21 protein-coding genes and 1 riboswitch are annotated in these 23997 nt (G+C 62.9%); of the genes, 12 read left to right on the plus strand and 9 right to left on the minus strand.

Annotated elements, in window-relative coordinates:
• Positions 1-15 precede the first annotated feature (15 nt).
• Positions 16-216, minus strand: coding sequence for a DUF1674 domain-containing protein (locus E8Q41_RS18530; protein WP_137157040.1), 201 nt, complete (start codon positions 214-216; stop codon positions 16-18).
• Between the two features lie 86 nt (positions 217-302).
• Between E8Q41_RS18530 and htpX the strand changes: the two genes are divergently transcribed.
• The 4 genes from htpX to purH all read left to right on the plus strand — a co-directional run bounded on the left by htpX (position 303) and on the right by purH (position 6236).
• Positions 303-1346, plus strand: coding sequence for a zinc metalloprotease HtpX (gene htpX, locus E8Q41_RS18535; protein WP_137157041.1), 1044 nt, complete (start codon positions 303-305; stop codon positions 1344-1346).
• The gene (locus E8Q41_RS18540; protein WP_137157042.1) at positions 1343-2707 is read left to right on the plus strand and encodes an RsmB/NOP family class I SAM-dependent RNA methyltransferase; all 1365 of its coding nucleotides are present in this window, start codon (positions 1343-1345) and stop codon (positions 2705-2707) included. Before htpX ends, E8Q41_RS18540 begins: the two co-directional genes overlap by 4 nt.
• A 261-nt stretch (positions 2708-2968) precedes the next feature.
• Complete coding sequence (locus E8Q41_RS18545) at positions 2969-4528, plus strand: heparinase II/III family protein (RefSeq protein WP_246660242.1); 1560 nt, start codon at positions 2969-2971, stop codon at positions 4526-4528.
• 94 nt (positions 4529-4622) lie between these two features.
• Positions 4623-6236, plus strand: coding sequence for a bifunctional phosphoribosylaminoimidazolecarboxamide formyltransferase/IMP cyclohydrolase (purH, locus tag E8Q41_RS18550; RefSeq protein ID WP_137157044.1), 1614 nt, complete (start codon positions 4623-4625; stop codon positions 6234-6236).
• A 50-nt stretch (positions 6237-6286) separates the two neighbouring features.
• Here the strand turns inward: purH and E8Q41_RS18555 are convergent, their stop codons facing one another.
• Positions 6287-7666 carry an MFS transporter gene (locus E8Q41_RS18555; RefSeq protein WP_246660243.1) on the minus strand — a complete coding sequence of 460 codons (1380 nt, stop codon included), beginning with the start codon at positions 7664-7666 and terminating at the stop codon, positions 6287-6289.
• Positions 7667-7816: 150 nt separating this feature from the next.
• Here E8Q41_RS18555 and pdxY point away from each other — a divergent pair, with 150 nt between their 5' ends.
• Both pdxY and E8Q41_RS18565 read left to right on the plus strand, forming a co-directional pair.
• The gene (pdxY, locus tag E8Q41_RS18560) at positions 7817-8692 is read left to right on the plus strand and encodes a pyridoxal kinase PdxY (protein WP_137157328.1); all 876 of its coding nucleotides are present in this window, start codon (positions 7817-7819) and stop codon (positions 8690-8692) included.
• Positions 8689-9384 (plus strand): carbonic anhydrase, encoded by a 696-nt coding sequence (locus E8Q41_RS18565; protein ID WP_170976530.1) that lies wholly within the window; start codon positions 8689-8691, stop codon positions 9382-9384. Before pdxY ends, E8Q41_RS18565 begins: the two co-directional genes overlap by 4 nt.
• A 57-nt stretch (positions 9385-9441) precedes the next feature.
• On the opposite strand, the gene E8Q41_RS18570 is transcribed toward E8Q41_RS18565, so the two are convergent.
• Entirely contained in the window at positions 9442-10230 is a 789-nt protein-coding gene (locus tag E8Q41_RS18570; protein WP_137157330.1) for a lytic transglycosylase domain-containing protein, read from the minus strand.
• Between the two features lie 189 nt (positions 10231-10419).
• A complete protein-coding gene (locus E8Q41_RS18575; RefSeq protein ID WP_137157045.1) occupies positions 10420-11442 on the minus strand; it encodes an aspartate-semialdehyde dehydrogenase in 1023 nt (340 codons plus the stop codon).
• A 485-nt stretch (positions 11443-11927) separates the two neighbouring features.
• Between E8Q41_RS18575 and E8Q41_RS18580 the strand changes: the two genes are divergently transcribed.
• The gene (locus E8Q41_RS18580) at positions 11928-13808 is read left to right on the plus strand and encodes an MFS transporter (RefSeq protein ID WP_137157046.1); all 1881 of its coding nucleotides are present in this window, start codon (positions 11928-11930) and stop codon (positions 13806-13808) included.
• An 86-nt stretch (positions 13809-13894) separates the two neighbouring features.
• Here the strand turns inward: E8Q41_RS18580 and E8Q41_RS18585 are convergent, their stop codons facing one another.
• Both E8Q41_RS18585 and leuB read right to left on the minus strand, forming a co-directional pair.
• On the minus strand, positions 13895-14596 hold the full coding sequence (locus tag E8Q41_RS18585; protein WP_137157047.1) for a phosphatase PAP2 family protein: 702 nt from the start codon (positions 14594-14596) through the stop codon (positions 13895-13897).
• A 24-nt stretch (positions 14597-14620) separates the two neighbouring features.
• Complete coding sequence (gene leuB / locus E8Q41_RS18590) at positions 14621-15733, minus strand: 3-isopropylmalate dehydrogenase (RefSeq protein WP_137157048.1); 1113 nt, start codon at positions 15731-15733, stop codon at positions 14621-14623.
• 137 nt (positions 15734-15870) lie between these two features.
• Here leuB and E8Q41_RS18595 point away from each other — a divergent pair, with 137 nt between their 5' ends.
• From E8Q41_RS18595 to E8Q41_RS18615, 5 genes are all read left to right on the plus strand, one after another.
• Positions 15871-16818 (plus strand): bifunctional helix-turn-helix transcriptional regulator/GNAT family N-acetyltransferase, encoded by a 948-nt coding sequence (locus E8Q41_RS18595; RefSeq protein WP_137157049.1) that lies wholly within the window; start codon positions 15871-15873, stop codon positions 16816-16818.
• Between the two features lie 43 nt (positions 16819-16861).
• A riboswitch (TPP riboswitch) is annotated at positions 16862-16975 on the plus strand.
• Between the two features lie 43 nt (positions 16976-17018).
• Positions 17019-18029, plus strand: a complete 1011-nt coding sequence (gene thiB, locus E8Q41_RS18600; protein ID WP_137157050.1) for a thiamine ABC transporter substrate binding subunit — start codon at positions 17019-17021, stop codon at positions 18027-18029.
• Positions 18002-19630 carry a thiamine/thiamine pyrophosphate ABC transporter permease ThiP gene (locus tag E8Q41_RS18605; RefSeq protein ID WP_246660244.1) on the plus strand — a complete coding sequence of 543 codons (1629 nt, stop codon included), beginning with the start codon at positions 18002-18004 and terminating at the stop codon, positions 19628-19630. Before thiB ends, E8Q41_RS18605 begins: the two co-directional genes overlap by 28 nt.
• Positions 19623-20306 (plus strand): ATP-binding cassette domain-containing protein, encoded by a 684-nt coding sequence (locus E8Q41_RS18610; protein WP_137157051.1) that lies wholly within the window; start codon positions 19623-19625, stop codon positions 20304-20306. The genes E8Q41_RS18605 and E8Q41_RS18610 overlap by 8 nt, the downstream gene beginning before the upstream one ends.
• Positions 20307-20487: 181 nt before the next feature.
• Positions 20488-22002, plus strand: coding sequence for a M48 family metalloprotease (locus E8Q41_RS18615; RefSeq protein ID WP_137157052.1), 1515 nt, complete (start codon positions 20488-20490; stop codon positions 22000-22002).
• A gap of 95 nt (positions 22003-22097) precedes the next feature.
• On the opposite strand, the gene E8Q41_RS18620 is transcribed toward E8Q41_RS18615, so the two are convergent.
• The 3 genes from E8Q41_RS18620 to E8Q41_RS18630 form a co-directional block, all read right to left on the minus strand.
• Positions 22098-22667, minus strand: a complete 570-nt coding sequence (locus E8Q41_RS18620; RefSeq protein ID WP_137157053.1) for a CarD family transcriptional regulator — start codon at positions 22665-22667, stop codon at positions 22098-22100.
• Between the two features lie 434 nt (positions 22668-23101).
• The gene (gene fdxA, locus E8Q41_RS18625) at positions 23102-23440 is read right to left on the minus strand and encodes a ferredoxin FdxA (RefSeq protein ID WP_137157054.1); all 339 of its coding nucleotides are present in this window, start codon (positions 23438-23440) and stop codon (positions 23102-23104) included.
• 159 nt (positions 23441-23599) lie between these two features.
• A complete protein-coding gene (locus E8Q41_RS18630) occupies positions 23600-23995 on the minus strand; it encodes an RNA-binding S4 domain-containing protein (RefSeq protein ID WP_137157055.1) in 396 nt (131 codons plus the stop codon).
• Positions 23996-23997 lie beyond the last annotated feature (2 nt).

Genomic DNA, 23997 nt, shown 5'->3' on the forward strand with positions numbered 1-23997 from the left:
AGGAATTATTTCAGGTTAAAAATCGATGGCCCGACCGTTGATTTCCCAGTCTCCGAAGCGAGCGGGATCGGCGCCGCCACGACCTCCCACTTCGGGAGGACGCTCCTGCGCTTCGGCGGCCTTGCGGCGCGCTTCGGCTTCCTCGAGGGCCCGGAGCGCGGCTGGCGACAGCGGCTTGCGGCCGGATTCGTCATTGTCGTTGTCGGCGTCGGTCATGGCGTCACCCAGATTGATTTTTGCGGCTTCACATCCCATGTCATTGCATGACGGTCGAATTCAAGACCCGCATCAAGGAGAAACGGATGAATTACGTCAAGACTGCCATGTTGCTCGCCTTCATGACGGCCTTGTTCATGGGCGTCGGTTTCATGATCGGCGGGCGCGGCGGTATGATGATCGCCTTGCTCGTCGCTGCCGGCATGAACCTGTTTTCGTGGTGGAATTCCGGAAACATGGTGCTGTCGTCCTATAACGCCCAGGAGGTGGACGAACACAGCGCGCCGGAATTCTACCGGATGATCCGCGACCTCGCCGCCCGCGCCAATCTGCCGATGCCGCGCGTCTATATCATCAACTCCGACCAGCCGAACGCGTTCGCCACCGGTCGCGCGCCCGACGCTGCGGCAGTGGCGGCCTCCACAGGCTTGCTTCAGCGGTTGACGCCGGAAGAAGTCGCGGGCGTGATGGCGCATGAGCTGGCGCATATCGAAAATCGCGACACGTTGATCATGACCGTGACTGCGACGCTGGCCGGGGCGATTTCCATGCTCGGAAATTTCGCCTTTCTGTTTGGCGGCAATCGCGACGAGCGCAGCAATCCCTTCGGCTTCATCGGCGTGCTCGCCACGATGATCATCGCCCCCTTCGCCGCGATGCTGGTGCAGATGGCGATCAGCCGCACCCGCGAATACGCTGCTGACCGGCGCGGGGCCGAAATCTGCGGCAATCCGCTGTGGCTCGCGTCCGCTCTCGACAAGATCGCGACGGCGGCCCATCACATTCCCAATCCGCGCGCCGAAGCCAATCCCGCCACCGCGCATATGTTCATCATCAATCCCTTGTCGGGCGAGCGGATGGACAATCTGTTTTCCACCCACCCCAACACCGAAAACCGCATCGCCGCCCTGCAGGACCTGGCGCGCGGCATGCGGGCAGCGCCCGAGCGTGCGCGTCCTGCCTCGCCGCAGCCTGCGCCGGTCGCTCAGCCGCCACAAGAGCGCGCAAGCCCCTGGGGGGCCTCGACGGACGCGCCCGCGCCTGATAGTTCCGGTCGCAAAGGCCGCTCCGTGCCCAACATCACCTGGGGGCGCGGCGACCGCAAACCTCCCGAAGGACCTTATTCTTGACCAAGACACCCGGCCGCCCTCCCCGCAAGACATCCGACAGACGAGAGGCGGCCGATATCTCGGCCAAACCAGGCTACGCCGCCCGCGCCGCGGCCGCCAAGATGATGGCGGCGATCGTCGACCAGAAGACGCCGATGGATGGCGTCATCGACGACGATCACGGCAACCCGGCCTTCCGGGCTCTCTCTGGCGCAGACAAGGCGCTGGTGCGCGCCATCCTAAACTCCGCGCTTCGTCACCTCAACTGGATCAACGCCATTCTCGACGGCTATCTGCAGACGCCGTTGCCGGATGGCGCGCGGCACTTGCGGCATGTGCTGGCGGTCGCCGCCGCGCAGATCCTGTTTCTCGACGTTCCCGATCATTCCGCCGTCGATCTCGCGGTCGAGCAGGCGCGCCTCGATCCGCGATCGACGCGTTTCGCCAATCTCGTCAATGCGCTTCTGCGTCGGCTGGGCCGCGAGAAGGACGAGGCGCTGGCTCGCGTCCGCGCCGACGTGCCGATCTTTCCGGACTGGTTCCAGAAACGGCTCGTTGCGGCCTATGGCGAGGAGGTCGCGCGCAGGATAGGCGACAATTTCATTACGCTGCCGCCGATAGACCTGACCGTAAAGAGCGATCCCCAAGGCTGGGCCGACAAGCTTGGCGGCGCCGTGCTGCCGACTGGCAGCGTCCGGCTGAACGAACTCCATGGCGCCGTGACGGAACTCGAAGGCTTCGAGGAGGGCGCCTGGTGGGTGCAGGACGCCGCCGCCGCCATTCCGGCCAGGCTGATGGGGGACATATCGGGCAAGCGCGTGGCCGATCTCTGCGCCGCCCCCGGCGGCAAGACCGCGCAATTGGTTCTCGCCGGCGGCAAGGTGACGGCCGTCGAACAATCCGCGAGCCGGATGAAACGGCTGAAAGGCAATCTCGCCCGTCTCGGCTTCGAAGCGGAGTTCGTGGTCGCGAAACTCGAGGACTTGAAGCCGGAGAAACCCTTCGACGCCATTCTTCTCGATGCGCCCTGCTCATCGACCGGCACCATCCGGCGCCATCCCGATGTCGTCTGGACCAAGAGCCTGGACGATGTCGCCAAGCTTGCTTCCGTCCAGCGCCGATTGCTCGACGCCTCGTTCGCCATGGTCAAGCCGGGCGGGCGTCTCGTCTTCGCCAATTGTTCGCTCGATCCCCTGGAAGGCGAGGAATTGATTGCGGCCTTTCTCGCGGAGACGCCGTCCGCTCGGATGCGCCTACTAAATCCCGAAGAATTTTCGACTATTCCCCCCGAAATCATGCGTAACGGGCAGATCCGCACCACGCCTGACATGATGAACGGCGTCGACGGCTTCTATGCGGCCGTCATCGAAAGGGTTGAATAACCGATCTTGCCGATGGCGGCGCGGTTCGGCGCTCTGTAATCATTCGAATCAGGCCGGAATCGTCCAAAAACTGGAACGAGGTCTTTACATCGCGCCATATTAGGAAAATTGTATTGGCTGAATGCTGGATCACCATCCGTTTGAAAGACATGGGAAACCGCCTCGGCCATGAGTGAGCGCATGCGACGGGCTTTGAGGCGTTTGACCGCCTGGCGGATTGGCGCGGTTCCCACTCTGCGCCGGCCGCCGGATCGTTTGCTGGTGGCGCCGACAGATTTGCGCGCCGCCGATCCCTTCGTCGCCGAGGAGATTGCCGAGGGACGCTTTCCGCTGGCGGGGCGGCTGCTGGTCAGCGAGGGGCGTTCGCCCTTTCTTCTTGAATTGCCGTCGAAGGAGTTCGCCAACCGCCTGCATGGATTTTCCTGGCTCCGCCATGTCCGCGCCTCCAGAAACGACGCGCATGCGGCGATCGCGCGGCGCCTGACGGATGAATGGCTCGCGGCGCATGGCCGCCAGATGTCGGGCTTCGTCTGGGAGCCGGGGCTTGCGGCGCAGCGGCTGATCGCCTGGCTGTCGCATTCCACGGTGCTGCTCAAGAACACCGACATGGCTTTCTACAAACGCTTCCTGCGGTCGATCTCCGATCACATCCGCTATCTCGAAGCGATGACGCCGTCCAGCGCCGACGGTCTGCCACGTCTGATCGCCCGCATTGCGCTCGCCATGGCCTCGCTTGCCACACCGACCTCGCCGAAACGCGTGGTGAAGGCGGCTGAGCTTCTCGACGCGGAACTGGAGCGGCAGATCCTTGCCGATGGGGGACACATCTCGCGCAATCCGCGCGCCGGCTTGGAAATCCTGCTCGATCTGCTGCCGCTGAGGCAGACCTATGTCAATCTCGGCCATGATCTGCCGGTGCGGCTGGTGCCGACCATCGACCGGATGTTTCCGGCGCTGCGCTTCTTCCGGCATCAGGGCGGGGAATTGGCGCTGTTCAACGGCGCGACCTCGACGCTGGCCCGTGAATTGATGTCGGCGCTGCGCTATGACGAAACGGCGGGCGCGCCGTTCAAGGCGCTGCCGCATATGGGATATCAGCGGCTGTCTGCGGGCAGCGCGGTGGTGCTGATGGATGTCGGCCTGCCGGTTTCGCCCGATATGTCGCGCGAGGCGCATGCCGGCTGTCTCTCGTTCGAACTGTCGTCGGGAAAATACCGCTTCATCATCAATTCCGGCTCGCCGCATTTCGCCGGCGAGCATTATCGCCAACTGGCGCGGGCCACGGCGGCGCATTCGACGCTGACGCTGAACGACACGTCCTCTGCCCGCATGGTCAAAAGGAAGAGCGAGGGCGCGCCTTTTCTTGAAGGCCTGAGTGAGGTGAAGCTCCGCCGTCACGACGGCGAGGAAGGCGGCCAGGCGGTGGCTGCGGCGCATGACGGCTATGTCGGCCTTTTCGGGCTGGTGCATGAGCGCACGATCAGCATCAACTCCACCGGCGCGCTGCTGCGCGGCAAGGATCGCCTGAGAAACGCCGACGGGTCCGATGTCGGCGAAGACCGGCTCGACAAGGTGTCGATCCGTTTTCACATCCATCCGCAGATCGAGATCAGGCGCATCGATGAAAACGAAGTCCGGCTCGTCGCGCCGGACGGCGAACAATGGACTTTCGTGTGCATGGACGCCGAGGTGCTGATCGAGGACGACGTGTTCTTCGCCGATCCCAGCGGCGTTCGCGCCAGCCGTATGCTGGAGCTTTCCTATACGGCCGGTCTTCTGCCGGAAATCCAATGGGTCCTGACCCATCGCGGGCCGGGCTGAGCCTCTTATGACCGGACAGGCTCGAAAGCGGGTTTAAACCGCGCGCCGCCTGTGCTAACGGCGCGGCAGACATCGCTTTCAGGGGGCTCATGGCATGGCCGTGCAATCGAAACGAATTCCCGCGCCGGATCTGGTCGCTGTGAAGACCGCGCTCATCTCGGTCTCGGACAAATCAGGCGTGGTGGAGCTGGCCCGCGAACTGGTCGCGCTCGGGGTCGCCATTCTGTCGACCGGCGGCACGTTCAAGGCGCTGTCGGACGCCGGCCTGGCCGTCACCGACGTCTCCCAGGTCACCGGCTTTCCGGAAATCATGGATGGCCGCGTCAAGACGCTGCATCCGAATGTGCATGGCGGCCTTCTCGCCATCCGCGACGACGCCGATCACCGGAAGGCTATGGCGGATCATGGGATTTCCGCGATCGATCTGTCGATCATCAATCTCTATCCTTTCGAAGAGGTCCGGGCCAAGGGCGCCGACTATCCGGAAAGCGTCGAGAATATCGACATCGGCGGCCCGGCGATGATCCGCGCTTCGGCCAAGAACCACGCCTATGTCACCGTCATCACCGATCCGGCCGATTACGCCACGCTGATCGGGCATCTGAAGTCCGAGGGCGGAACGCCCCACCGCTTCCGCCAGCTGATGGCGCAGAAGGCTTACGCCCGCACCGCGGCCTACGACACCGCCATCGCCAACTGGATGGCCGAGGATCTCGGCGTCGAGGCGCCGCGCTACCGCACTGTCGGCGGCGTGCTGCGCGAAGAAATGCGCTACGGCGAGAACCCGCATCAGAAGGCGGCCTTCTATGTCACCGGCGAAAACCGGCCGGGCGTGGCCACCGCCGCGCTCCTGCAGGGCAAGCAGCTTTCCTACAACAATATCAACGACACCGACGCGGCGTTCGAGCTGGTGGCGGAATTCGCGCCCGAAAAGGGTCCGGCCTGCGCCATCATCAAGCACGCCAATCCTTGCGGCGTCGCGACCGGCGGCTCGCTCAGGGAAGCCTATCTCAAGGCGCTCGCCTGTGATTCGACCTCGGCCTTCGGCGGCATCATCGCCTTGAACTCGCTGCTCGACGCCGAAACGGCCCAGGAAATCGTCAAGCTGTTCACTGAAGTGATCATCGCACCTGAGGTTTCCGACGAAGCCAAGGCGATCATCGCGACCAAGCCCAATCTCCGGCTCCTGACCACCGGCGCGCTGCCGGATCCGCGTCATCCGGGTCTCACGGCCAAGACCGTGTCCGGCGGCCTGCTCGTGCAGGCGCGGGACGCAGGCGTGATCGACGATGTGACGCTGAAGGTCGTGACCAAGCGCGCGCCCACAGCCCAGGAGATCGAGGACCTGAAATTTGCCTATACGGTGGCCAAGCATGTGAAGTCGAATGCGGTGGTCTACGCCAAGGACGGGCAGACCGCCGGCATCGGCGCCGGCCAGATGAGCCGGGTCGATTCCGCCCGCATCGCCGCGATCAAGGCCGAGGATGCTGCCAAAGCAGCCGGCTGGGCTGAACCGAAGACCCGCGGCTCGGCTGCGGCATCGGAGGCCTTCCTGCCCTTCGCGGACGGGCTTCTGTCGATGATAGCCGCCGGAGCTACCTCGGTCATTCAGCCGGGCGGCTCGATGCGTGACCAGGAGGTGATCGACGCGGCGGACGCTCATGGCGTCGCCATGGTGTTTACCGGCATGCGCCACTTCCGCCACTGAGGCCAAAGCCTATCTTTGAACCCGCCTTTCTTACCGGAAAGGCGGGTTTCTCACGCCTTGTTTCTGGCGGGATAGGGCGTGGCGATCAGCAATACGAGGCCGACGACGAAGAACACGATCAGCGAGGCCATGCCGACCCGGGCCGAGCCGCTCGCCCAGATCATCAGGCTGTTGAGGCCGGTGGCCATGAAGGTGGTCGCCCGGCCCGACAGCGCGTAAAGGCCGAAATAGCGGCCGGCCTCCTCCGCATCGACGCTGCGCGACATAAAGGAGCGCGACGAGGCCTGGACAGGCCCGAAAGCCAGACCGATCAGCAGGCCGAACAGGATGTAGATTTTTTCGCCCTGGGTGCTGAACAGGCCCGCCGTGTCGCCTGGAACCAGCGGGATCAGGCCGAACAATGTGAAGTCGCGGGTGGTGGAGATATCGCCGATCGTGGCGATCAGCAGGAGGATCAGGCAGAGAATGACGACATTCTTGGAGCCGAAGGCGCCGTCGAGATGGCCTGCGGCCCAGCAGCCGAAAATCGCCACCACCGCCAGCATGATGCCGTAGATGCCCACTTCCGTGGTTTCCCAGCCGAACATCGCCGCGCCATAGGCGCCGCCGAGGATCAGCAGGCCGTTGACGCCGTCCTGATAGATCATCCGGGCGATCAGGAAGCGCAGGAGTGGCTTACGCTCGCCAAGCGACAGGATCGCGCTGCGCAATTCGCGCAGCCCCTGGCCCACTGCGCGGCCGATCGGGACGCTCTTGCGGATATCGGACGTGAACAGGAACATCGGTAGAATGAAGATGAGATACCAGATCGCCGAGAGCGGTCCTGTGACGCGCGCATCCTCGCCCTGGGCCGGGTCGAGACTGAAGATCGGGTCGAGGCCGATGAGGGTCTTGCCCGTCTGCGGCGAGCCGGCCATGAACAGCAGCACGGCAAACAGCGACACCAGCCCGCCGGCATAGCCGAGGCCCCAGGCGATGTTCGATATTTTGCCGGCATTGGCGTTGTCCACCAGCCGCGGCATCATGGAATCGTTGAAGACGATCGAGAACTCCGCCGCGATCGAGGCGAGCACGATCAACAGGCCGATGAACAGAACGGAGCTGCCGGGGGCGGCCTGCCACAGCAGCAACAGCGACAGGATCTTGACCACGGCGAAGGCGCCGATCCAGCGCTTCTTGTAGCCGCTCGCATCCGCGATCGCTCCCATCACCGGCGCGAGCAGCGCGATGATGATAGAGGAGACGACGTTGATATTGCTCCAATATTGCTGGCCCTGATCGGGATCGGCGACCATGCGCGAGACGAAATAGGGGCTGAAGATGAAGGTGATCACCACGGTAAAGAAGGGCTGCGCCGCCCAATCGAACATCATCCATCCAAAAATGGCCGCCCGGCTCGGCTTTTCGGCCGTCGTCTCCGCAGTCTTCATCACATTCCCGTCGCGCTTTCTAATCTGGCGTTTCACCGTGGCATGGCCTTGAGTCCCGTTCAAGCGCGGCATTGCGATTGTCCGGATCATAAAAGGTTGACAATTTCTTGCACTGCGGCAATCAAGGCTTGGAAAAGGCGGGGTAGAGTGATGGACAATGACGCGCCGGCGGAAATCGTCGCCATTTCCAGCCAGGTGGTCCGGGGGTCGGTCGGCAATCGCGCCGTCGTTTTCAGCCTGGAGGCCATGGGCCATCCGGTGCTGTCGCTGCCGACGGTGATCCTTCCCTGGCATCCCGGGCATGGGCCCTCGACCCGAATTCCACTGCCCGACGACGGTTTTGCCAACATTCTGGATGACATTGTGGCGTCCCAGTATGCCGGCGCCGTCCGCGCGGTCATCACGGGCTATTTCGCCACGCCCGGCCAGGCGCAGGCCGCAGCGATTTTCATCAGCCGGCTCAAGGCGCTCAATCCGGGCCTTCTCTATCTCTGCGATCCTGTGATGGGCGACGATGGCGGTCTCTATGTATCCTCGGCGACCGCCGGCGCCGTGCGCGATCAGCTGCTTCCGCTGGCCGACATCGCCACGCCCAATCGCTTCGAACTCGGCTGGCTGGCGGGGGCGCCGCTCGACAGCAATGCGCAGGCGCTGGACGCCGCGCTGGCGCTCGGGCCGCGGCGCGTGCTGGTGACGTCAGCGGTGGCGATGATGGCCGGCGGCACGGGAAATCTGCTTCTCACGGAACGCCATGCGCTGCTCGCCGAGCATCGGATGGTCGACAACGCCCCCAAGGGCCTGGGCGACCTCACCGCCGCCCTGTTCCTGTCCCGCATCATCAAGGGCGACAGCGACGAACGCGCCCTGCAGATGGCCACCGCGTCGGTGTTCGAGGTTCTGGCGCGAGCGGTCAAGCGCGGCTCTGACGAGCTCATGCTGGCCGAGGATCATCACAGTTTTTCGACGCCGATGGCGATGGTGCAGATGCGTCATCTCCTGCATCCCTCGCGTAAACGCACATCATGAAAGGAATAGACGTGACCGGTTTTCCTTCGCAATTGCTGGAGGGCTACAGCGCCTTCATGAGCGGCCGCTATTCCGGCGAATCCGACCGCTACCGCAAACTGGCTGAAAAGGGCCAGACGCCGACCACCATGGTCATCGCCTGTTGCGATTCCCGCGCGGCTCCGGAGACGATCTTCGATTCCGGACCCGGCGAACTGTTCGTTGTCCGAAACGTCGCCAATCTCGTGCCGCCCTATGCGCCGGACGAGAACTATCACGGCACGTCTGCGGCGCTCGAATTCGCCGTCCAGTCGCTCAAGATCCGCGACATCGTCGTCATGGGACATGGTCGCTGCGGCGGCATCCACGCGGCGCTGAATTACGGCGGCGAGCCGCTGTCTCCCGGCGACTTCATCGGCAAATGGATGGGACTGTTGCGGCCGACTGCGGAAGAAGTGCAGCACTACACGTTCATGACGCCCGCCGAACGTCAGCGCACGCTCGAGCGTGTCTCGATCCGCAACTCGATCGCCAATCTCAGGACCTTCCCTTGCGTCTCGATTCTGGAGGGCAGGCAGAAGCTCCGCCTGCACGGCGCCTGGTTCGATATTTCGACGGGGGAATTGTGGGTGATGAATCCGGAGACCGGCGATTTCATCCGGCCCGATCTCGAGGCGATCGAGAAGAAAGACGACGCCGAGCAGACGTCTTGAGTATTTTGGCGACGGCGGCGGGTCCAGCCCCTCGCCGTCGCCTTTTCTTGTCGGTCTCTACTGACCGTCGATCTGCGCGCCCATAATGGCGATCGCCTGCTGATAGACGGTCGCGGCGTTCCAGCCCTGGATGGCGGCGAAATTCGGCTCGCCCGGCTGATAGCCGGCGCCGGCGCTCCAGCCATGGCCGCGCAGGAAGTTGGCGGTCGAGGCGAGCGCGTCGGCGCGGGAGCCGACGAGATTGATATGGCCGTCGCCATCGCCGTCGACGCCGTAGGTCACGACATTCTTGGGCAGGAACTGGGTCTGGCCGATTTCGCCATGGGCGGCGCCGCGCGCGTTGATCTGCAGATCGCCGCGTTCCACCAGCTTCAGAGCGGCGTAGAGCTGTTCGGTGAAGTAAGCCGACCGGCGGCAGTCGAAGGCCAGCGTCGAGACAGCCGACAGCGTGTGCTCATTGCCGAGATAGGAGCCGAAACCGGTTTCCATGCCCCAGATGGCGATCAGCGGGCCGGCGGGAACGCCAAAGCGGGATTCGAGATGGTTGAACAGAGCTGCGTTGGCGGAGCGCATCTTCTTGCCGCGTGAGACGATGGTGGTCGCGCCGCGCTTGCGCATGAATTCGTCGAGGCTCAGCTTGAAGCTCTTCTGGCCGCGGTCGGCGCGGATGGTCGCCCGGCTGTAGGAGACCGACGAGAAGACCTTGTCGAGCGTACGACCGCTGATCCCCTGGTTCGCCGCTTCCGTCTTGAAATTAGCGACCCAGGCTTCGAAGCCCTTGGACGTGTTGCCGCAGGCTGCGGCATGCGCCGCCGGAGCGGCAAGAAGAGAAGCCGCGACAGCCATGCCTGCGGCCAGTTGCTTGGAAATCGAAATCATCAGCGCCTCACCCAGCGGAACGGCGCGACAGGCGCCGATTCGGTCTAAATTAGTTACAAGTCTCCCGGCTCCATCATCAAGACGAAACCCCGCGAGAATGACGTTTCCCGCGGGGTCCATACTTCGATTCCGGGTCACATATTCGTGAGACTTTGCTTATGCCGCCTTTAGCAAGCCACGGTTAATAAGTAGTTCCGCGATCTGCACCGCGTTGAGGGCCGCGCCCTTGCGCAGGTTGTCGGAAACCACCCACATGTTCAGGCCGTTCTCGACGGTCGCGTCCTCGCGGATGCGCGAGATGTAAGTCGCGTCTTCGCCGGCGCATTCGTACGGCGTCACATAACCGCCGTTCTCATGCTTGTCGATGACGAGGCAACCCGGCGCTTCGCGCAGGATTTCGCGGGCCTCGTCGGCGGTGATCTCGTTTTCGAATTCGATATTCACCGATTCCGAATGGCCGATGAACACCGGCACGCGCACGGCGGTGCAGGTGACCTTGATCGCCGGATCGAGCATCTTCTTGGTCTCGGCCAGCACCTTCCATTCTTCCTTGGTGTAGCCGTCCTCCATGAAGACGTCGATATGCGGAATGACGTTGAAGGCGATGCGCTTGGTGAACTTCTTGTTCTCGATGGGGTCGGCCACGAAGACGGCGCGGGTCTGGTTGAACAATTCGTCCATGCCGTCCTTGCCGGCGCCGGAAACGGACTGGTAGGTCGAAACCACGACGCGCTTGATCTTGGCGCGGTCATGCAGGGGCTTCAACGCCACGACCAGCTGGGCGGTCGAGCAATTCGGGTTGGCGATGATGTTCTTCTTGCGGAAGCCGGCCACAGCGTCCGGGTTCACTTCCGGCACGATCAGCGGCACCTCGGAATCGTAGCGCCAGGCCGAGGAGTTGTCGATGACGACGCAGCCCTGCTGGCCGATCTTCGGAGACCACTTCTTGGAAACGTCGCCGCCAGCCGACATCAGGCAGATATCGGTGCCCGAGAAATCATAATTCTCGAGATTCTTCACCACCAGCGTTTTGTCGCCGAAGGAAACTTCGGTGCCGAGCGAGCGGCTGGAAGCCAGCGCCACGACTTCATCGGCGGGGAAATTGCGCTCGGCCAGAATGTTGAGCATTTCGCGACCGACATTGCCGGTGGCGCCTGCGACTACGACTTTGAAACCCATTGTGATCGTCTCTTTCTTTTCTCTCCGCCGGTTGCTGGATCGGAACCGGACCGCAAGACATCGCGTCAGGTTCCCGCTCCCGGCCTAAAGCCGGGGAGAGAGCGGCGGGCCAGGAACGTCAGACGGTTTTCGTCTTCGTTTTGGTGGCCCTGGTTTTGCAAACAGGAGAAAAAAGCGACCGTCCGCCGGATCGTTGATCCGGACGGCGCATCAGGAGCGAGGCTCGAGCATGGCCAGACATGGGCGGTTCCCTTTCGGCGCTCACCTCTACCGGCTTTTGGTCCGGAGTCAAGACGGCAAGGTTGTTTGGCGTCGCGATAGTGCGGTTGCAGCGCATTTCGCATTGCACCTAATACTTTCGTCATAATCCCAAAGCCCATCTGCCCGCCCGTGCGACATCATGGCATCCTTCCCTATACGCCGGCAGTCGATGAAGGCCTTGGAGGAAAGGCGCTGTCCGGCATGTTCTGACTGGAGGATCTCACATGGCGGATATCGCAGCGACCCACAGCCGCGGCCGGCCGATGTCGCGAGAGGAGAAGAAGGTGATCTTCGCCTCCTCTCTCGGCACCGTGTTCGAATGGTACGACTTCTATCTCTACGGCTCGCTGGGAGCCTATATCGGGATGGCGTTCTTCAATTCCTATCCCGAGGCTACGCGCAACATCTTCGTCCTGCTCGCTTTCGCGGCGGGCTTCCTGGTGCGTCCGTTCGGCGCGCTTGTGTTCGGACGGTTGGGCGACATCGTCGGCCGCAAATACACCTTCCTGATCACCATCCTGATCATGGGCGTTTCCACCTTCATCGTCGGTCTTCTGCCCGGTTCGGCGCAGATCGGCATCGCCGCGCCCATCATTCTCATCATTCTGCGCCTGTTGCAGGGCCTGGCGCTCGGCGGCGAATATGGCGGCGCCGCGACCTATGTCGCTGAACATGCGCCCGACGATCGCCGCGGCTTCTACACGTCCTGGATCCAGACCACCGCGACGCTCGGTCTCTTCCTGTCGCTGCTCGTCATTCTCGCCGTGCAGTCGATCCTGGGACGCGACGCTTTCGCCGAATGGGGCTGGCGCATTCCCTTCCTGATCTCTGTCGCTCTGCTCGGCGTCTCCGTGTGGATCCGCGTTCAGATGAACGAATCCCCCGCCTTCAAGAAGATGAAGGAAGAGGGAAAGACGTCGAAGGCGCCGATCTCCGAAGCCTTCGGCCAGTGGAAGAACGCCAAGATCGCGCTGCTCGCGCTGTTCGGCGCCGTCGCCGGTCAGGCCGTGGTCTGGTATTCGGGCCAGTTCTACGCGCTGTTCTTCCTGCAGAACGTGCTGAAGATCGACCTGCAGGACGCCAATGTCATGGTCGCGATCTCGCTTGCCATCGGCACGCTGTTCTTCGTGGTGTTCGGCTGGCTGTCCGACAAGATCGGCCGCAAGCCGGTGATCATGCTGGGCCTGGCGCTCGCCGCGCTCACCTACTTCCCGCTGTTCAAGGCGTTGACCTGGGCCGGCAACCCGGCTCTCGCCAAGGCGCAGTCGGAAATCCGCGCCACGGTGACGGCCGATCCGGCGGACTGCAATTTCCAGTTCAACCCCACCGGCACGGCGAAATTCACCACATCCTGCGATATCGCCACCGCCTTCCTGACCAAGAACTCGATCCCCTACGACATCGTGCCCGCGCCTGCCGGGACTCCCGCGACCGTCAAGATCAAGGACGCGGTCGTTCCGAGCTATGACGCCGTCAAGGCCGGCGATCAGGCCAAGGGGCTGGACGCAACCTTCCAGAAGGCGGCATTCTTCGCTCTCAAGGACGCCGGCTATCCGCTGGTCCGCGGCGCGGCCTTCGTGCCCGAGCCCAAGATCGCCGCTTTCGTGGCGGCCAATCCGGAACTGAACCTGGATGAGGCGGCCATTCGCGCGCTGACGCCGGAAACCATGTCGGCGGCCAAGATCATCCGCGAGAAATACGCAACAGCCAAAGATCTCGAAGGCGTGACCGAAATGGCGGTCTACAAGGTGCCGGCCGGCGGCGAATTCAAGATCGTCGCCAATCCGGACGAAGTGAACTGGGTGCAGTGCATCGCCATCCTGACCGTTCTCGTGATCTATGTGACCATGGTCTATGGCCCGATCGCCGCCATGCTGGTGGAAATGTTCCCGACCCGCATCCGCTACACCGGCATGTCGCTGCCCTATCACATCGGCAACGGCTGGTTCGGCGGCCTGCTTCCGGCCATCGTCTTTGCGATGTCGGCGGCCAAGGGCGACATCTATTACGGCCTCTGGTACCCGATCGTGATCGCTGTGATGAGCCTGATCATCGGCATGATCTTCCTCAAGGAAACCAAGAACAACGACGTGCACACGCTCTGAGGCTTGCTCCGAGACAACAAAAATGGGGGCCCGGCAATCGCCGGGCCCTTCTTCTTATTTCATGACGTTCGTCTGGATCCACATATTCATCGTCCCCGGTCAGGCCACCACCCGCGGGCGTGAAAGATGCAGGCGACGGCGAAGGCGAACCAGGCGCCGAGCAGAAATCCGGCCGTTGAATCAGACGGATAATGCGCGCCGACGAAAACTCGCGTCGAGGCGAGCGCAACCCCAAGAGCAATCCAGACCAGCCAGTAGCGCGGATAGAGAATGGCGAGCGCAGTGAAGAAGGCGCCGGCCGTGGTTCCGTGACCCGAGGGAAAGCCCTGATAGAAGAATTGCATCTCGAACGGCCGAAAATCGAAGGGGCCGGTCTCGTCAAAAAGGGCGGGACGCGCCCGGCCGATAGCGTTCTTGAGAAGCGTGGCGGTAAGGCCGGAGGTTGCGACGCTGACGAAAACGAACGCTGCAGCCGAGGTGAGGCGACGGGTGAAATCCCTCACCGCGCCGCCATCCATGTCGCGATAGCTGACATAGACGGTGACGATCAGCGCCGCGCTCGACCAGAGGATCCAGCCGGACTTGGCGTAATCGGTCATCATCCGGCTCGGATGGCTGAGCCAGACCGGCCAGCGGCCCATCTGGCCGCCAGCCCAGGCGTCGAGCTGCAAGCCGACGATGACGGAGACCGCGAAAATCAGCGGCAGCGCGACATGGGGCCGCAACAGCCCCGTCGCCCTGAGTTCCGCCAGTGAAAAGCCTATCCGGGGCGTCGTCGTCATCGTCATGCAGCAGTAAACTCCCTCGGGGCGTTACGCCGCGAGGGTGAGATATTCCTCGAGGATCGCGTCACCCATTTCCACGGTTCCGACCTTCTTGCAGCCCTCGGCCATGATGTCGCCGGTGCGGATGCCCTTTTCCAGCACATTGGCGATGGCCTTTTCGAGCGCATCGGCTTCCTTGATCATAGCGAAGGAATATCTCAGGCACATGGCGAAGGAGGCGATCATGGCGATCGGATTGGCGATGCCCTGGCCGGCGATATCGGGCGCGGAGCCGTGCACGGGCTCATACATCGCCTTGCGCTTGCCGGTCTTCGGATCCGGCGCGCCGAGCGAGGCCGACGGCAGCATGCCCAGCGAACCCGTGAGCATCGAGGCGATGTCGGAGAGCATGTCGCCGAACAGGTTGTCGGTGACGATGACGTCGAACTGCTTCGGCCAGCGGACGAGCTGCATGCCGCCGGCGTCGGCCAGCATATGCTCGAGCGTCACGTCGGAATATTTCGCCTTGTGCGTGGCGGTCACGACTTCGTTCCAGAGCACGCCCGACTTCATGACGTTGCGCTTTTCCATCGAGCAGACCTTGTTGCCGCGAGTGCGGGCGAGCTCGAAGGCGACCGAGGAAATGCGTTCGATTTCAAACGTGTCATAGACCTGGGTGTCGATGCCGCGCTTCTGGCCGTTGCCAAGGTCGATGATTTCCTTGGGGCTACCGAAATAGACGCCGCCGGTCAGTTCGCGGACGATGAGAATGTCGAGGCCTTCGACGATCTCCGGCTTCAGCGAGGAGGCGTTGGCAAGCGCTGGATAGCAGATCGCCGGACGCAGATTGGCGAACAGCGCCAGATCCTTGCGCAGGCGCAAGAGACCGGCTTCCGGGCGCACGTCATAGGGAACGGAATCCCACTTGGGGCCGCCGACCGCGCCGAACAGCACAGCGTCCGCAGCCTGGGCCTTTTCCATGTCTTCTTCGGAAATCGCCGCGCCATGGGCGTCATAAGCCGATCCGCCGACCAGGCCTTCGTCGGTGACGAAACCGGCGTTGAACTTTTCGTTCATCGCTGTGATGAACTTGCGGACTTCCGCCATGGTTTCCTGGCCGATGCCATCGCCGGGGAGAAGGAAAAGCTTGCGTTCGGACATGTGCCGCCACTTTCGGTTCTGAGTTGAAACTGCGGCCTCCATATCCCTGCATTTGCGGCTTTTCAAGCCGTTCCAGCAGCCTTGCGGTTCGCTCGCCGAACCCATATAGTTGCGTCGTGCAACTATATGGGTTTCTAATGAGCATTGAGACAGAAGCAATTCGGCGCGCGTCACGGCGGCTGGTCCGGGAACTCGGTTTTCTCGGCGCCGGACTTGCGGGCACGACGCTGGCGCCGTCCGCAGTGCATGCGCTGGTGGAACTGGCGCGCAACGACCTCTCCGCCAAGGATATCGCGCAGCTTCTCCTGCTCGACAAATCGAGCGTCAGCCGTCTCCTGGCCAAGCTGTCGGATGAAGACCTGCTGCGGGAAGAAAGCGATGCGGAGGACGGGCGCAGAAAGAAGCTGGCGCTGACCCGAAAAGGCAGGACGCTCGCCGCCTTTATAGATGACTATGCCGACAGCCAGGTGACGCGGGCGCTCGCCAAACTCGATGCTCCCAACCGGATGCTGGTTCGGCGGGGTTTGGAAGCCTATGCTTCTGGGCTCGAAAGCGCGCGCCTCGACATCGCGCCGTCTCGTCCACAGCTGGAGATCGTGTCGGGATACCGGCCCGGCGCCATTGGGGCTGTTGTCGCTCTTCACGCGCGTTACTATGCTCGCCATTGGCGGTTCGGCGCCGCCTTCGAGGCGAAAGTCGCTGCAGGACTGGCCGACTTCGTCGGTCGTCTCGACAGGCCGAACAATGAAATGTGGCTGGCGGTGATGGGAGACGACATCGTCGGGTCGGCGGCTGTTGATGGCGAAGATCTCGGCGACGGCAAGGCCCATCTGCGCTGGGTGATCGTCGACGAGGTTTTGCAGGGGCAAGGCGTCGGACGCCGGCTTCTGGAGCGCGCGCTTGCCTTTGCGGATGCCCGGGCGTTTCGGGAAACGCATCTCTGGACATTCGCCGGGCTCGATGCGGCGCGCGCGCTTTATGAGCGAGCGGGATTTTCGCTCAGCGAGGAGTGGCGCGGAGACCAATGGGGAACAGAGGTAACCGAGCAGCGTTTCCTGCGCCTGCGCCCAACCCCGCCAATCTGACGCCGCAAGCTTGCCAGTCGGTCAAACTCCAATTACATACGGAACTGCTCTAACGGGGTGCTGGGATCGGTAACGATCGTCGGCTGAGAGGTCTTAAGACCAACCCGAAGAACCTGATCCGGTTAGCACCGGCGGAGGGATTAGACGGCACGATATCTCAGCGCCCTATTCCCGTTTGTTGAAACATGAAGGAGGCGCTGATGCGCAACGCGACCCTGTATTCTCTGGCGGCTCTGGCCGCTTTTTCCCTCGCTCACCCCGTCCTGTCGGCCGAGAAGACGCTGACGATCTACACCTATGAGAGCTTCACCTCGGAATGGGGCCCCGGCCCCAAGGTGAAGGCGGCGTTCGAAAAGACCTGCGCCTGCAAGGTGGACTATGTCAGCCTCGGCGACGGCGTGGCGCTCCTGACGCGGCTGAAGGCCGAGGGCGACAAGACCAAGGCCGACATCGTGCTCGGCCTCGACAACAATCTGGTGCAGGAAGCGCGCGACACCGGCATGTTCGCCGACCATGGCGTCGACACTTCCGGCGTCTCGATCCCCGGCGGGTTCAGCGATCCCGTCTTCGTGCCCTATGACTACGGCCATTTCGCCGTGATCTACGACACCGAGACGCTGAAAAGCCCGCCGAAGAGCCTGAAGGAGCTGGTCGAGGGCAATCCCGAAGAGAAGATCGTTATCGAGGACCCCCGGACGTCCACGCCCGGCCTCGGCCTGCTGGTCTGGATGAAAGCCGTCTATGGCGACAAGGCGGGCGAAGCCTGGGCCAAGTTCAAGCCACGGGTATTGACCGTGACGCCGGGCTGGTCGGAAGCCTATGGCCTGTTCACCAAGGGCGAAGCGCCGATGGTGCTGTCCTACACCACCTCGCCCGCCTATCACATGATCGCCGAAAGCCAGAACCGCTATCAGGCCGCAGCCTTTTCCGAAGGTCATCCGATCCAGGTGGAGGTTGCGGGCGTCGTGAAGACGACCAAGGACAAGGCGCTTGCCCAGTCCTTCCTCACTTTCATGATCTCGCCGGCTTTCCAGGACATCATTCCCGAAAACAACTGGATGCTGCCGGCCGCCAAGACCTCGGCGCCGCTGAACCCGGTGTTCGGCAAACTCGTCAATCCCGAGAAGACGCTGGTGATCGCGCCGGAAGAGGTCGCCGCCAACCGCAAGGCCTGGATCGATGAATGGCTGGCCGCCATGAGCGTAAAGTAAGCCGGCTCATGATCCGCTCGCGCGAGGACAGGGTTTGGATATCGGTGGGGTTTCTCAGCCTCGCCGGCATTCTCCTGTTCGTCGCGCTGGCGGCGGCGGCGCTCCTGGCTGCCGCCCCCGAGGCGTCCTATCCGCCCCTTCCCTATCTCGCGCATCTGACGGCGTTCACGCTCTGGCAGGCGTTTCTATCGACGCTGCTGTCGGTCGTCTTCGCCGTCCCGGTGGCGCTGGCGCTGGCGCGGCGGCGGGCTTTTCCGGGGCGTGGTCTTGTCGCTGCGCTGCTGGTCCTGCCGCTCGGACTTCCCGTTCTGCCGGCTGTGTTCGGTCTGATCGAAATCTGGGGGCGGCAGGGCCTCGCCAATGACGTCCTGGTCTGGTTCGGGGCTCCCCGCCTGTCTATCTACGGTCTCTCCGGCATTCTCATCGCGCATGTTTTTTTCAACCTGCCGCTCGCGGTGCGTTTTCTGCTGACCAGTCTCGACGCCGTGCCGAGGGATGAATGGCGACTTGCCGCCAGCCTCGGCTTTTCCCGTCTCTCCCTCTTCCGCTTCGTCGAGGGTCCTGCGCTCCTGCGGGCCCTGCCCGGCGCCGCCGGATTGATCTTCATGCTGTGCATGACGAGTTTCACCATCATCCTGACGCTCGGTGGCGGGCCGGCGACCTCGACGCTGGAAGTGGCGATCTATCAGGCGCTCAAATTCGATTTCGACCCGGCCCGCGCCCTGGCGCTCACAGGGCTGCAGATCGCGCTGACCGCTCTGGTGTTTCAGGCGCTGCGTCTGGCGCCTGATGTGGACGAGGCGAGATCCACGCTGTCATCCCGCCCTTTCCGGCCCGACGCTGCGGGACTTGCGGCGCGCGGCAACGATGCTGTCATCATCCTGCTCTTCACGCTGTTCGTGGCGGGACCGCTCTTGGCCGCAACGATCGCCGGGCTGAGGGCGGATCTTCTCCGTCTCGTCTCCGATCCTTTCTTTCAGCGCGCGTTGGCGATCAGTCTCGGCATAGCCCTGTCGGCAGGACTTCTCTCCACGCTGCTCGGCTATACGCTGCTCGAGGCGCGGCGGCGCTTTCCTTCGGGCTCGCTGGCCCGGCGGAGCCTCGGCCTCACCGATTTCATCCTGCTGTCGCCGCCCTTGGCGTTGGGGGCGGGCTGGTTCGTGCTGACGCTCAGGCTGGATTGGCTTGGCGTCGGCGCGCCGTTTGCCGTGATCGTCATCAACGCGCTGATGGCGATGCCTTTCGTCGCCCGTGCGCTCGGCCCCGCCCTCGATAGCCACGCCCGCCGCACTGAAAGGCTGGCCCTGAGCCTCGGCGTGACAGGTTGGAACCGGCTGCGGTTGATCGACTGGCCGGCGTTGAAAACGCCTATCCTCACTGCTCTCGGTTTCGCCATGGCTCTGTCCCTCGGCGATCTCGGCGCCATTGCGCTGTTCGGCGACGAGACTTTCATCACCCTGCCCGCACTGCTCTACGCCAAGCTCGGCAGTTACCGCGGCACGGATGCGGCCGGTCTTTCCCTAATTCTCGGTCTCGTCTGCCTGGCCCTGATGGCGCCGGCGCTCAGGAATTCGAACTCGGGAGCAGCAGGCCATGCCTGATTTCGACGTCGCATCGCTCGACCTTCGCGTGGAAGATCTCGGCATCGCCTTCGGGGCGCGGGAATTTCGCTATCGCCTGCATCTTCAGGGAGCCGGCTTGGTCGCCGTCACCGGGCCGTCGGGCGCGGGAAAGTCGACGCTCTTTCACCTGCTGGCCGGGTTCGAAGCCCCGACCAGTGGCCGCGTCCTGTTCGGCGGGCGCGACATCACCCATGAGCCGCCCGGACGCCGGCCGCTGACCTATGTGTTCCAGGAGCACAATCTCTTCGCCCACCTGACCTTGTTCGACAATGTCGGGCTCGGCATCAACCCTGCCCTGCGGCTCGATGCGGCGGCGCGCGCCCAGGTGTCGAAAGCGCTGGAGGCCGTCGGGCTCGCCGGGTTCGAAAAGCGCAAGCCCGCCGATCTCTCCGGCGGCGAAAAGCAGCGCGTCGCTTTCGCCCGGGCGCTGTTGAGAAAGCGGCCGCTGCTGCTGCTCGACGAACCCTTCGCCAGTCTCGACGAGACGCTGCGCCAGGATATGGGCGCTTTGGTGCAGTCCATGCAACAATCTGCGCCGGTGATCGTTATGATGATCACACATGACCGGAGCGAGATCATGCGCATCGCAGATCGGGTCGTGGAGGTCCGGGACGGCGCCGTGACCTTCACTGGCTCGACAGGGGATTGGAAATAGACCGTCGAAATCACGGATAAAGCTGGTTCCAGCCTCAAAATCGACTGATTTCGTTAAGAATTTGACGGTCCCGGCGTCACAGATTGTGCTATGCAACACGCCGTGAAATCGGCTAATGGTGCCCCGTCCGGTTGAATACGGGCAAGATGAGGACAGCGCTCTGACAGTCGGAAGCAGGAGAATGAGCGGCGATCGGCGGCCTGGCGGACGCATTTTGCGTGTGCGCCGGGACAATCTTTTGCGCGCCTGCGCCCTGGCTTCCACCGTCTTTCTCGTCACGGGCTGCCAGTCCATTCTGGAACAGAGCTACGAGCCGAATATCGCGCCCTCGACCTCGCCGCAGATCGTCGACGAGGTGCAGAAGAACGACCCCCGCGCGGAATTGGGCGCGCGCGAGCATCCGCGCATCGTCGCCTCTTATGGCGGCGAATATCACGATCTCAAGACCGAGCAACTGGTGGCGCGCATCACCGGCGCGCTGACCGTGGTGTCGGAAAACCCGGCCCAGTCCTACCGCATCACCATTCTCAATTCCCCCGCGATCAACGCCTTCGCCCTACCCGGCGGTTACGTCTATGTCACGCGCGGGCTTCTCGCGCTCGCCACCGACGCATCCGAAGTCGCGGCCGTGCTCAGCCATGAAATGGCGCATGTGACCGCCAATCACGGCATCGAGCGCCAGCAGCGCGAAGAGGCGGCGGTTATCGCCAGCCGCGTGGTCAGCGAAGTCCTGTCGTCGGAAATCGCCGGCAAGCAGGCGCTGGCGCGGTCGAAGCTTCGGCTTGCCGCCTTCTCGCGCAACCAGGAACTCCAGGCCGATGTCATCGGCGTACGCATGCTCGGCGAAGCGGGTTACGACCCCTATGCCGCGGCGCGCTTCCTCGACGCCATGGGCGCATTCCAGAAATTCAACGCCGGCGCCGATGGCGCGGGCTCGGGTCTGGACTTTCTGTCCAGCCACCCGTCGACGCCGCAGCGCGTGGAACTGGCGCGCATGCATGCCCGGCAATTCGGCATGGAAGGCAAAGCCGGCGACCGCGGCCGCGACTACTTCCTCGCCGGCATCGACGGGCTGCTCTATGGCGACAGCCCGCAAGAGGGCTATGTCCGCGGTCAATCCTTTCTGCATGGCAATCTCGGCATCCGCTTCGACACGCCGCCTGGCTTCCGCATCGACAACAAGGTCGACGCCGTCATGGCGACGGGTCCGGGCGATGTGGCCATCCGCTTCGATCTTGTCGACGACAATTCCGGCGGCAGTCTTGCGGCCTATATTTCCAGCGGCTGGGTGACGGGGCTGCTACCCGAAACGGTGCGGGCGGCGAGCGTCAACGGCATGCCGGCGGCTGTGGCCCGCGCATCGGCTGAGCGCTGGGATTTCGACGTGACCGTGGTGCGAAACGGCCCCAAGATCTATCGCTTCCTGACCGCCGTGCCCAAGGGCCAGGACGCGCTGCTGAAATCGACGGCCGAAAAACTGCGCGCGACATTCCGCCGCATGAGCACCTCGGAGATCGCCTCGCTGAAGCCGCTGCGCATTCGCGTGATCGAAGCAAAGGCGGGCGATACCGCCGCCTCGATCGCGCAGCGCATGCTCGGCACAGACCGCAAGCTCGACCTGTTCCTGCTTCTGAACGGGTTGACGCCGCAGGCGCGGATCGCGGCGGGCGACAAGCTGAAGATCGTCGCCGAATAGCTGCTGCGTCGCTCTCACTGATTACGCAATGCCTGAAAATGCAAAACCCGGAGCTTGCGGCTCCGGGCTTGGCACAAAGGGATGAAAAAGCAGGATCAGGCTGCTTCTTCCTGTTCGTCGTCTTCGGTGATCTTGCCGGAACGGCGCGGGCTCTTGGCGAGATTGGTCTCGACGAGGCGCACGGCTTCTGTTTCGGACATCTTGTTGACGGCGGCGATTTCGCGCGCCATGCGATCGAGAGCCTGTTCATAAAGCTGGCGCTCGGAATAGGACTGTTCCGGCTGATTTTCGGCGCGATAGAGGTCGCGAACGACTTCGGCGATGGAAATCAGGTCGCCGGAATTGATCTTGGCGTCATATTCCTGCGCACGGCGCGACCACATGGTGCGCTTCACCCGCGCCTTGCCCTGCACGACCTTGAGCGCGCGATCGACGAAATCGGTCTCGGACAGCTTGCGCATGCCGATGCTGACGGCTTTCGCCACCGGAACCTTCAGGCGCATCTTGTCCTTTTCGAAATCGATCACAAAGAGCTCGAGCTTCATGCCGGCGACTTCCTGCTCTTCGATCGTGACAATCTGACCGACGCCATGCGCGGGATAAACGATCGACTCACCGGTTTTGAAACCGTGACGGGCTGAAGTCTTCTTGATCTGGGTTGTCATGCTTTTCACAAACTCCCTAAAATGCTTCCGGTTGCCCGGGTGCGGCCCAGGGGCCGGGGGAGGCGACGCTTCGCCTGATAGTCTGACCGCGACATTTAAATTGCAGGCAAGCCCTTGATGCGGAGCGGATGAAATCAGTCCACCGAATGGTGCAGGTTTCAAGAGCGCCGCATGGAGGGATCGTAGCTTTCGTGATGTTTGGGCAAGTTACGCCCTTCGGGATCAGTGGGAGAGTGTCTACCACAAAAAACGGTGGAAATCAATAATTTGCTTTGACCTGCCGCAAGGACGCTCCACGGCGCTTCGCATCGTGGTTAAGCAGGAGAATCACGTCTGGAGGCGAACCCCGTTGGACGCCCTCCATGAAAGCGCCCCGCCCCTCTGCTCCCAGCAGCCGCCTGTCGAACCCAGGCGGCGGCTGCGCTTTCCATTCCTCAGTCGCCGGAGCCGGGCTTTTCAGAGAAGTACTTTTCGAACTTGCCTTCGACGCCGTCCATTTCCTTGGCCTCGGGAAGAGCGTCGCGCTTCTGAGTGATATTCGGCCAGATGGTTGCGTATTCAGCGTTTAATTTCAGCCACTTATCCAGACCGCTTTCGGTGTCCGGCTTGATGGCTTCGGCAGGACATTCCGGTTCGCAGACGCCGCAATCGATGCATTCGTCTGGATGGATGACCAGGAAATTTTCACCCTCGTAGAAACAGTCGACCGGGCACACTTCCACGCAGTCCGTGTACTTGCACTTGATGCAGTTGTCGGTCACGACATAAGTCATTCCAGGGCTCCAGATAAGGACGGGTCGACGGGCGTGGCATGCCCGATAAATTGTTTGTCCACTAGCTTTTTTGCCCCTGCTTTGCAAGGCGAAGTCAGGGAAAACGAGGTCTGCGGGCGGTGCATATCTGCCTTGCGTGAGGCTTGCCGAACGCAAACCTCATTCGTCGAAATCGTAACGACCCTTCAGACGTTCCATCTGGCGTCGTTCTTTCTTCTCCGGTCGGCCCGCGCCCGGTTCGCGCGTCGCCTGTTCGAATTTTGTCAGGCGTTCGCGCGGCGGAGTTTCGTCGTCATAGAGGAGCCGCGCTTCCTCGTAAGGGCCGCGGCGGTCTCCCGCCGCCTTGACGACGACGACGACGTGCTTTTCAGCCGTCGCCACCTCCAGCCGGTCGCCGATCTTCACATCGGCGCTCGGACGTCTGACCTTGTCGCCGTTGACGGCGACATGGCCCGCCTCGATCCAGCCTTGCGCCAGCGTGCGCGATTTGGCGATTCTCGTGAAGAACAGCCATTTGTCGATCCGCTGGCGTTGGCTGGCCTGGGCGTCGTTCATAC

The sequence above is a fragment of the Rhizobium sp. FKL33 genome, from assembly GCF_005222915.1.
Taxonomy (GTDB): domain Bacteria; phylum Pseudomonadota; class Alphaproteobacteria; order Rhizobiales; family Rhizobiaceae; genus Rhizobium_E.